Source organism: Pseudogemmobacter sonorensis, from assembly GCF_042762395.1.
In the GTDB taxonomy this organism is placed as follows: Bacteria; Pseudomonadota; Alphaproteobacteria; order Rhodobacterales; family Rhodobacteraceae; genus Pseudogemmobacter; species Pseudogemmobacter sonorensis.
Map to the genome: position 1 here is coordinate 1 of NZ_JBEFZE010000054.1, position 9357 is coordinate 9357.

A 9357-nucleotide genomic window follows, 5' to 3' on the forward strand; every position below is an offset into this window, starting at 1 on the left:
AAAGCGCCACGGCCGGACAGCCGCCGCGGGGCGCGAGTCCGCAGGGGCTGATGCGGCAGATGATGGAACAGCACGGCGTCGGGGTGCAGGTCTGCGCCATCTATCTGCCCGGCAAAGGGGCGGATGCGTCGATTCTGATCGAGGGTGTCACCGCCGCCGCCCCGGACGCCATGGCCGTGGAACTGATCGCGGAAGGCACAACGGTGCTCAGCTTCTGATTTCCGGGCCGGTTTCCGGGCGGAAGAGGAAAAGGGCCGCCCCTCGGGGCGGCCCTTTTCAACTGATGAGCGCGCTTTTCAGGCAGGAACCGCGCGGGTCACGATTTCGGCGCCGGCCTCCAGCAGCCTGTGAACCGGACAGCGGTCGGCGATGGCGATCAGCCTCTCGCGCTGTGTGTCGTCCAGCGGGCCTTGCAGGGTCACGAGCCGCTCGAAGGCGTGCGGTTTCTCTCCATCTTTGCCCGTCGCCCGAACGTGGTTGACCGCGACGCGCACTTCCTCAAGCGGCCAGGTCTTGCGATTGGCATACATCCGGACGGTCATCGCCGTGCAGGCGCCGAGGCCGGCCATGACGAGTTCGAACGGATCCGGGCCGGTATTCTCGCCGCCCATCGGGCCGGGTTCGTCGGCACCCAGGATGTGCTGGCCGATGCTGACGAACTGGCCAAAGGGCCCGTGACCACTTTCCTCGATATGGACGGTGTTGCGCTCGGCAGGGGTATTCATGTCAGGCTCCGGCTTCCTGAAGTTTTTGTTTTGAGGGATCGGAAGGCGCGCCGTCGTCGGCAGGCCCGGCATATTTGTCCTCCATCAGCTCGAACCACATCGCGTTGAGGACCGCGAAGGCGACGGCCAGCGGCAGGCCGAGAATCCAGGCGAAGTACCACATTTCCTTTTCCTTTCAGTAGGCGTGACCGCCGCCGGTGATGTCGTCTTCCTCGACCTTGCCCCAGAGGACTTTGTAGACCCAGGCCGTGTAGAGCGCGATCAGCGGCAGGAAGATCCCGGTGACGACGAGCATGATGAACAGCGTCAGGTGACTGGACGAGGAATCCCATACCGTCAGGCTGGCCCCCGGCTGCGCCGTCGAGGGCAGGATGAACGGGAACATCGACAGCCCGACCGAGGAGATGATCCCGAAGATCGACAGCTTGCTCAGCAGCAGGGTGCTGATCTCGCGCTTGCCGCGCAGTCCCCGGAGAACGCCGAAGGCGCCGACGAAGCCCAGCACCGGGGCGATCATCATCCAGGGATGATCGGCGTAGTTGGTGAACCACCCGCCCGGCGCGACCTCGACCGTCTTGGCCAGCGGATTGGACGGGCCGACCGGGTTGATGGTGCTGGTGATGACATAGCCATCGATGAACAGCCACAGGGCAACCCCGCCCAGTGCATAGAGCGCGATCGTGGCCATCGCCGCCCAGGTGCCATAGAGCCGGGCGCGTTCAGCGACCGCGCCGGAGCTTTTCAGGACCAGCCAGTTGGCGCCGTGCATTGCGAGCATCGCCACCGACAGAAGCCCGCAAAGCAGCGCGAAGGGGTTCAGCAGGGCAAAGAAGCTGCCGTCATAGAAGATGCGCAGATCGGCGTTCAGCCGGAACGGCACCCCCACCAGCACATTCCCCACCGCGACGCCGAAGATCAGCGCGGGCACGAAGCCGCCCACGAACAGCGCCCAGTCCCAGTTGCGCCGCCAGGCTGCGCTTTCACGTTTGGAGCGGTATTTGAACCCCACGGGCCGCAGGATCAGCGCCGCGAGGATTGCGAACATCGCCAGGTAGAAGCCCGAGAAGCTGACCGCGTAAAGCTGCGGCCAGGCGGCGAAGATCGCGCCGCCGCCGAGGATCAGCCAGACCTGGTTGCCCTCCCAGACAGGTCCGACGGTGTTGATGACGATGCGCCGTTCCACATCGGTCCGCCCCGCGAAGGGCAGGAGCATCCCCACGCCCAGGTCGAAGCCGTCGGTGGCGGCGAAGCCGATCAGCAGGACGCCCAGAAGCCCCCACCAGATCAGGCGCAGCGTGTCGTAGTCGAGAAGTTCATGCAGGATCATTGTCTTACTCCGCGGGGGTGAGCCTGGGGCCGGTGCTGGGTGCGATGGCGGCCGGCATCAGCCGCGCCTCGGGTTCGGGATCGGGTTGCGGTCCCTTGCGGATCGCCGCGAGCATCAATCGAACCTCGATCACGATCAGCACCGAGTAGATCAACGTGAATCCCGCGATCGTCAGGAGCAGCGTCGGCACCGTCAGATGCGACACGGCGGCGACGGTCGGCAGCACGCCCTCGATCGCCCATGGCTGGCGGCCGAATTCCGCGGTGATCCAGCCGAGCTCGGCCGCGATCCACGGCAGGGCGAGGGCGGCGACCGCGACCTTCAAGGGCCATGTCCGGTGGTCGAGTTTGCGGCGCGCGGACTGGACGACGAACCAGGCCATCAGCGCGACGTTGAAGAAGCCGATCGCCACCATGATGCGGAAGGACCAGAACAGGGTCGGCACATGCGGCACGGTATCCCATGCGGCTGCCGCGATCTGTTCCTCGGTGGCGGTGCGGGGATCCTCGACATAGCCCGTCAGCAGAAGGGCATAGCCAAGGTCGTCGCCATGTTCGGCGAAGGCCGCCGCTGCCTCCGCCGGCACCTGCCCGCCCTGAGGCGTGGCGCGATAGGTCTGGAGCGCGTCATATGCAATAAGACCGTTCCGGATACGTTCCTCGGCATGATCGACAAGATCGAGGATTCCCGGGATCTGCTCCGTCAGCGAGCGCGTCCCGATCAGGCCCATGACCCAGGGGATATGGATGGCGTAGTGGTTGGTCTGCGCCTCCATGTCGGGAATGCCGATCAGGGTGAAGGAGGCCGGGGCGGGCTCGGTGTGCCACATGCCCTCGATCGCGGCCATTTTCATCTGCTGGTTTTCCGACACCAGAAAGCCGCCCTCGTCCCCCAGCACCACGACCGAGACCGAGGCCAGCAGTCCGAAGCTGGCCGCCACGGTCATCGACCGTTTCGCGAGGTCGATATGCCGCCCCTTCAGCAGATACCAGGCCGAGATGCCCAGCACGAAGACCGCCGCCGTCAGATACCCGGCCGAGACGGTATGAACGAAGCGCGTCTGCGCCACCGGGTTGAAAAGCACGGCGTAGAAGTCGGTGACCTCCATGCGCATCGTGTCGGGGTTGAAATGCGCGCCCACCGGGTGCTGCATCCAGCCGTTGGCGATCAGGATCCACAGCGCCGAGAAGTTCGAGCCGATGGCGACGGCATAGGTGGCCATCAGGTGCCCGACCTTCGACAGCTTGTCCCAGCCGAAGAAGAACAACCCGACGAAGGTTGCCTCCAGGAAGAAGGCCATCAGCCCCTCGATCGCCAGCGGCGCGCCGAAGATGTCGCCGACATAATGGCTGTAGTAGCTCCAGTTCATGCCGAACTGGAATTCCATCACGATGCCGGTGGCGACGCCGAGCACGAAGTTGATGCCGAAAAGCGTGCCCCAGAACTTGACCATCTGGCGCCAGATCGCCCGGCCGGTCATGACATAGACCGTCTCCATCACCGCCAGCAGGATGGACAGGCCCAGCGTCAGCGGGACGAACAGGAAGTGGTAGAGTGCAGTCAGCGCGAACTGCAATCGTGAGAGGGTTACGATGTCGAGGAATTCCATTGGTTTGCCTTTCCCGGCACTGCCGGATCACTCCTTGCTTCTTGGTTGCGCACCGCGGGCGGCCCCGCGGCCTGGTCGGCGTGGATCTAGTCCGGCCGCAGATGTTCGAGGGCGGCGTTCCATCCGGCGCTGCCCCTCGGGTGATCGGCGACGATCCTTCCGCCGTCGATATGCAGGATTCGGTCGGCCAGGGCGGCCTCGCGCCGGATATGGGTGGCGATCACCACGGCCCGCCCCCGGATGCAGGGGCGCAGGCGGGCAATCACCTCGCGGGCGGTTGCGCCGTCCAGCCCCTCGGTCGGCTCGTCCAGCAGCCACAGCGGGGCGTCGCGCAGGATGAGGCGCGCCAGCGCCAGTCGCCGCGCCTGCCCGCCCGAAAGGCCCATGCCGCCTTCGCCCAGCCGTGTGTCGAGACCCTCGGCCAGCGCGGAGATCTCGGGGCCGAGCCCCGCGGCCTCCAGCGCCGCGAGAAGCCGTGCATCGTCGGCCATGGGGGCGGCCAGGCGCAGATTGTCGCGCAGGCTGTCCTGAAACAGTTCGGTCCGCTGCGTCATCAGGCTGGCCGGACGGCAGGCGACCGACCCGCTTTCGGCCTCGATCTCGCCCGCGAGCAGGGCGAGCAGGCTCGATTTTCCCGCGCCGCTCGCGCCGATCAGGGCGACATGTTCGCCGCCGGCGATGTCCAGCGTCACCTCCCGCAGCACCGGCCGGGCGGCACCGGGATGGCGCAGGGACACGGCCTGAAGCCGCGCGGCATGTCCGGGATCGGGCAGCGGACGCGCCGGGACTTCCGGCAGGGGCCCGAGCCGGGGGGACAGCCTGCGGGCCGAGATGCGGCTGCGCGGCAGGTCCATCGCGCCCCGGCGCAGGGCGCCGAACGGATCCATCGCCGCAAGGATGACCAGCAGCGCCAGCGCGGCCACCGGCGTGCTGATCCGGCCCGTCTCGGTCAGCGCCCCGACAACGATCAGCCCGCCTGCGAGCAGCGCCGCCGAGGTGGCGCCGAGGCTGAAGCCCGCCCATGTCTCGATCCGGTTCAGCCGGTCGTCGGCGGCGGCGAGGCGGGCGTCCGCCGCCGCGATGGCCGCGCGTTGCGCGTTGAGGCGCCCGGCCATGACCAGTTCGGTCTGGCCCCGCACAAGGTCGATGGTCCGGTCGCGCAGGGCCTCGGTCGCCCGCGCCCGGCGCAGCACCGCGACGCGGGCCGCCCGGCCGGCCGCAATCGGGATGCCGAGCCCCGCCGCGATCAGGATGCCGAAGGCGGCCAGTCCGAACAGCGGATCCATCAGCCCAAGGACGATCCCGGCGGCGGCGGCGCTGGCCAGGGCCGCGCCCAGCGGCACCAGCACCCGCAGGTAGAGGGTGTCGAGCGCGTCGATATCGACCGTCAACCGGAACAGGAGCCGCGAGGGACGCAGGCTCAGCGCCCCGGCCGCGCCGGCTGCGGACCAGCCGCGGAACAGGCGCTCGCGCAGGCTGGCCAGCACCGCCAGCGTCGCATCATGGGTGACGAGCCGTTCGCCATAGCGCGCGGCCGTGCGTCCGAGCGCAAGCAGCCGGATGCCGGCGGAAGGCATGAAGACATCGAAGGCGAGCGCGGTGGCGACGCTCAGGCCGGCGATGGCGGTTGCCGTGATGAACCAGCCCGAAAGCCCCAGAAGCGCCATGCCCGCCAGCATCGTGACCGCCGCCAGCGCCGCGCCGGACCACAGTCTTCGCCGTCCCTCGGATGCGAACAGCGCCAGGATCGGCCGCATGTCGTAGATGAGACGCTTCATGCCGCCGCCTCCAGCCCCGGCCCGCCGATGCGGATGATGCGGTCCATCCGCGCGGCCAGATCGGGGTCATGCGTGGCGACGAGGAGCGTCCGTCCCCGCGCGAGGCGCAGCAGGCTGTCGGCGATGTCGCGCGCGGTCGCGCCGTCGAGATGGGCCGTGGGCTCGTCGGCGAGGATGAGCCCCGCCTCCGGCGTCGCCGCGATCCGGGCGAGCGCGATGCGATGCGCCTCGCCCCCGGCAAGTCCGGCGCCGTTTTCTCCGATGGCGGCGGCGCCACGCCGCGCCGCAACCTCATCGAGACGCATGGCGCGCAGGGCGCCCGGCAATGCGGCGGGATCGGCAAGGTCCCGGCCCAGAGTGACGTTCCACCCGAGCGTGCCCGCGAAGATATGCGGCGCCTGCCCGACCCAGGCCATGCCGCGGCGCAACCCGGCGGCGCTGTCGGCATCGAGCGCCTGCCCACCGATCTCGATCCGGCCCGCATCGGGCGCGGCCAGTCCTGCGATCAGTCCGAGCAGCGTGGACTTGCCTGAACCGCTTGGCCCCATCAGCGCCACATGCTCGCCGGGCCGGAGCGCAAGGTCAATCGCCTGCGGCAGGGCATCCCTCTCGCCCGCATGGCGGTAGCGCAGACCCGTGATCCGCAGCGCAGGCGCTGGAAACCGCTGCGTCGGCGCGGGCTCCGCCGCGGCGCTGAGGAGCTGGGGACCGGGTGCGGCCAGTCGTTCCATCGCGGCCATTCCGGCCTCGCCCGCCGCCCGGTCGTGCCAGACCGCCGACAGCTCGCGCATCGGCTCGAAGAAAGCCGGTGCCAGCAGCAGGATGAACATGCCCTGCGCCAGATCGAGCTTACCGCCCCAGGCGCCGAAGGGCAGGTCGCCCAGAAGGTGAAACCCGATATAAACCGCGACCATGGCCACGCCGAGCGCGGCGAAGAGTTCGAGCACCGCCGAGGACAGGAAGGCAATGCGCAGCACCGTCATCGTGCGCAGCCGCAGCGATTGCGCCTCGTCACGCACCCGCGCGGTCGTGGCCTCCACCGCCCCCAGACTGCGGATCGTGGCCATCCCGCGCAGCCGGTCCAGCAGGAAGGCGTTCATGTCGCCAAGCTCGACCATCTGCGCCTCGCTTGCCGCCCTCGCCTTCCACCCGACCAGCGCCATGAACAGCGGAATGACCGGCATCGCGATGAGCAACACCAGCGCCGCAGCCCAGGAAATCGGCAGGATCACGAGGAAGATGATGACCGGCAGTACCGTTGCCTTCAGTCTTGCAGGCCGGAACCGCGAAAGCCAGGGCACGATGGCCTCGGCCTGTTCGGCCACGATGCTTGCGGCTTCGCCCGAGGGGAGCCGCCCGGCGTCGAGCGGAGAGTGTTCGGCCAGGGCGGTTACGGCGCGCCCGCGAAGCTCTGCCAGGCGGGCGCGCGCCGCGGACCATGCCAGCCGACTGCCGGCCGCGTCCAGACCCGCCCGCGCCAGCCCGCAGATCAGGACGCCGATGGCGGGCAGGACCAGCGATTCGAGCGTGGCTCCAACTGCGATCGAGGATACCGCGACGGCGAGCAGGCCCGCCTGAGGCAACCATAGAAGCGCAGCCAGAATCGACAGGACTGCGGGCAGGGCAGCCACGCGCGAATCATTGGAGGTGGTCGGAGACCCGTCAGCCCGTCCGTCCCCGCCCGCTGTCGGTCTCGAAGTGGCGAGGGAGGATGCTGTGCTTCGGCGCATGGCGACATCTTGTTGGCTGGAATAGCATGGCATTGATATGTTCTGAGAATCGTATAAACGAAGATACATGGAAGGTGAGCAGGACAACTCGACGCAGGACATTCTGACCATCCGCCGCGGACGAAAGGGTTCCGGTGTCGGTTACGCGGGAGCTATCCGAGAGCGCTACGCTGTCGGAAGTTCGAGGGTCCGGGCTTGAGTTCATCATATTGCATATATGCGTATTAATGAATATAAATGCCGGGACGGCCTCGGGCCGTGAGTTCTTCCAAGCGAGAAAGACGATGACCCAGACCCCTGAAGTGACCGGTTTCTACGAGGCGCGCACCGGCTCGGTGCAATATGTCGTGGCCGATCCCGAGGCGAAGAAATGCGCGATCGTGGATCCGGTGCTGGACTATGATGAGAAATCCGGCTCCACCGCCACCATCGAGGCCGACCGCATCCTGAAGTTCATTGCGGAGAAAGGCTACGAGGTCGAATGGATCCTCGACACCCATCCCCATGCCGACCACTTTTCGGCCGCCGACTATCTCAAGCGCAAGACGGGCGCGCCCACGGCCATCGGCGCCAAGGTCGTCGAGGTGCAGAAGCTGTGGAAGGGCTTCTACAACTGGCCCGACTTTCCGGCGGACGGCTCGCAATGGGACAGGCTGTTTGCCGAGGGCGATACCTTCACCGTCGGCAATATCCCGGCCAAAGTGATGTTCTCGCCCGGCCATACGCTGGCCTCGATCACCTATGTGATCGGTGATGCGGCCTTCGTGCATGACACGCTCTTTGTGCCCGACAGCGGCACGGCGCGCGCCGACTTCCCCGGCGGCAGCGCGAAAGTTCTGTGGAAGTCGATCCAGGACATCCTGGCCCTGCCCGACGCGACGCGGATCTTCACCGGGCACGACTATTGCCAGGGCGGGCGCGAGCCGATGTGGGAATCCACCGTGGCCGAGCAGAAGGCCACCAACATCCACATGTCGCAATACCTCACCGAGGAGGCGTTCGTCGCCGCGCGCGATGCCCGCGACCGGACCCTGCCGATGCCGAAGCTGATCCTGCACGCGTTGCAGGTCAACGCCAATGCCGGCCGCCTGCCCGAGCCCGAATCCAACGGGCGCCGGTATCTGAAAATTCCGCTCGACCTTCTTGGAGCCCCCTGGGAGTGAACGACATGCAGATCAATATCGGAACGCCTGAACGCATTGCCCGTCTGATCCTCGGGATCGTGCTGGTCGTGGCGCCCTTCATCTTCGGGTTCCCGACCGTCTGGACCTGGATCTCGGTGATCGTGGGCCTCGTGCTGGTCGTGACCGGCGCGCTGCGCTTCTGTCCGGCCTGGTCGATCTTCGGCATCAACACCGGGGGCAGGAAATGACCGAATTCACACCGCTCCAGTCGCTTTTGGGCGGCGGGCTGATCGGGTTGTCCGCCGTCCTGCTCATGGCCTTTCATGGCCGGATCGCGGGGATGACGGGCATCCTGACCGGCGTTCTGCCCGGCGCGGACAGCCGCGGCTGGCGGCTGGCCTTTCTGGCGGGCGCCGTCGCCGCGCCGCTGCTGCTGGTCACGCTCGATGTCGTCGCGATCCCGTTCGAGAGCCCCTCGCCGTGGGTCTGGACCGTCGTCAGCGGGCTGATCGTCGGCATCGGCGTGACCTTCGGCGGCGGCTGCACCTCGGGGCATGGCGTCTGCGGCAATGCCCGCCTGTCGCCGCGCTCGATCGTCGCGACGCTGACCTTCATGCTGACGACCGGCCTGACCGTCTATGTGATCCGCCACATGCTCGGAGGGCTCTGAGATGCCGCTTCTTGCCGCCCTGCTGATCGGGCTGATTTTCGGAGCCGGGATCGCGATCTCGGGCATGATCAATCCGGCCAAGGTGCTGAACTTCTTCGACGTGGCGGGAACATGGGACCCGTCGCTGGCCTTCGTGATGGGCGGCGCGCTGGTCGTGACGTTCCTCGGCTATCGTTTTGTCCTGAAGCGGCCCGCGCCGGTCTTCGACGCGAAGTTCCACCTGCCCACCCGGAGCGACATCGACCCCGCGCTGGTCGGCGGCTCGGCGCTGTTCGGCGTAGGCTGGGGCATCGCCGGCTTCTGCCCGGGCGGCGCGATCCCGGCGCTTGGGCTGATGCGGCCGGAGGCCGCGATCTTCGTGGCCGCCATGCTGGGGGGCATCCTGCTGGCCCGG

The 9357-nt window shown here is 67.6% G+C and carries 10 protein-coding genes and 1 pseudogene; 5 read left to right on the forward strand and 6 right to left on the reverse strand.

Features of this window, described 5'->3' with window-relative positions:
• A pseudogene (locus ABNX41_RS20905) lies at positions 1-218 on the forward strand (hypothetical protein); the annotation flags it as partial.
• A 78-nt stretch (positions 219-296) separates the two neighbouring features.
• On the opposite strand, the gene ABNX41_RS20910 reads toward ABNX41_RS20905, so the two are convergent.
• The 6 genes from ABNX41_RS20910 to cydD all read right to left on the reverse strand — a co-directional run bounded on the left by ABNX41_RS20910 (position 297) and on the right by cydD (position 7070).
• Positions 297-725: an OsmC family protein gene (locus tag ABNX41_RS20910; RefSeq protein WP_438671629.1), complete on the reverse strand. Its 429-nt coding sequence runs from the start codon at positions 723-725 to the stop codon at positions 297-299.
• Between the two features lies 1 nt (position 726).
• Positions 727-888: a cytochrome bd-I oxidase subunit CydX gene (cydX, locus tag ABNX41_RS20915; protein ID WP_438671630.1), complete on the reverse strand. Its 162-nt coding sequence runs from the start codon at positions 886-888 to the stop codon at positions 727-729.
• Positions 889-900: 12 nt separating this feature from the next.
• Entirely contained in the window at positions 901-2052 is a 1152-nt protein-coding gene (gene cydB / locus ABNX41_RS20920) for a cytochrome d ubiquinol oxidase subunit II (protein WP_438671631.1), read from the reverse strand.
• Between the two features lie 4 nt (positions 2053-2056).
• Positions 2057-3661: a cytochrome ubiquinol oxidase subunit I gene (locus tag ABNX41_RS20925; protein WP_438671632.1), complete on the reverse strand. Its 1605-nt coding sequence runs from the start codon at positions 3659-3661 to the stop codon at positions 2057-2059.
• An 86-nt stretch (positions 3662-3747) separates the two neighbouring features.
• Positions 3748-5439 carry a thiol reductant ABC exporter subunit CydC gene (gene cydC, locus ABNX41_RS20930; RefSeq protein ID WP_438671633.1) on the reverse strand — a complete coding sequence of 564 codons (1692 nt, stop codon included), beginning with the start codon at positions 5437-5439 and terminating at the stop codon, positions 3748-3750.
• Positions 5436-7070: a thiol reductant ABC exporter subunit CydD gene (gene cydD / locus ABNX41_RS20935; protein ID WP_438671634.1), complete on the reverse strand. Its 1635-nt coding sequence runs from the start codon at positions 7068-7070 to the stop codon at positions 5436-5438. Before cydD ends, cydC begins: the two co-directional genes overlap by 4 nt.
• A gap of 383 nt (positions 7071-7453) precedes the next feature.
• Between cydD and ABNX41_RS20940 the strand changes: the two genes are divergently transcribed.
• From ABNX41_RS20940 to ABNX41_RS20955, 4 genes are all read left to right on the forward strand, one after another.
• Complete coding sequence (locus ABNX41_RS20940) at positions 7454-8332, forward strand: MBL fold metallo-hydrolase (protein ID WP_438671635.1); 879 nt, start codon at positions 7454-7456, stop codon at positions 8330-8332.
• Positions 8333-8337: 5 nt separating this feature from the next.
• Complete coding sequence (locus ABNX41_RS20945) at positions 8338-8541, forward strand: YgaP family membrane protein (RefSeq protein ID WP_438671636.1); 204 nt, start codon at positions 8338-8340, stop codon at positions 8539-8541.
• Positions 8538-8963 (forward strand): YeeE/YedE family protein, encoded by a 426-nt coding sequence (locus tag ABNX41_RS20950; RefSeq protein WP_438671637.1) that lies wholly within the window; start codon positions 8538-8540, stop codon positions 8961-8963. Before ABNX41_RS20945 ends, ABNX41_RS20950 begins: the two co-directional genes overlap by 4 nt.
• A 1-nt stretch (position 8964) precedes the next feature.
• On the forward strand, positions 8965-9357 hold a 393-nt coding region (locus ABNX41_RS20955), incomplete at its 3' end, for a DUF6691 family protein (RefSeq protein ID WP_438671638.1).

Excerpts from the sequence above, each read along its gene's own strand:
- cydX (WP_438671630.1), bottom strand. The coding sequence starts at position 888 with ATGTGGTACTTCGCCTGGATTCTCGGCCTGCCGCTGGCCGTCGCCTTC.
- ABNX41_RS20925 (WP_438671632.1), bottom strand. The coding sequence starts at position 3,661 with ATGGAATTCCTCGACATCGTAACCCTCTCACGATTGCAGTTCGCGCTG.
- ABNX41_RS20950 (WP_438671637.1), top strand. The coding sequence starts at position 8,538 with ATGACCGAATTCACACCGCTCCAGTCGCTTTTGGGCGGCGGGCTGATC.
- ABNX41_RS20940 (WP_438671635.1), top strand. The coding sequence starts at position 7,454 with ATGACCCAGACCCCTGAAGTGACCGGTTTCTACGAGGCGCGCACCGGC.
- cydC (WP_438671633.1), bottom strand. The coding sequence starts at position 5,439 with ATGAAGCGTCTCATCTACGACATGCGGCCGATCCTGGCGCTGTTCGCA.
- cydB (WP_438671631.1), bottom strand. The coding sequence starts at position 2,052 with ATGATCCTGCATGAACTTCTCGACTACGACACGCTGCGCCTGATCTGG.
- ABNX41_RS20945 (WP_438671636.1), top strand. The coding sequence starts at position 8,338 with ATGCAGATCAATATCGGAACGCCTGAACGCATTGCCCGTCTGATCCTC.
- ABNX41_RS20910 (WP_438671629.1), bottom strand. The coding sequence starts at position 725 with ATGAATACCCCTGCCGAGCGCAACACCGTCCATATCGAGGAAAGTGGT.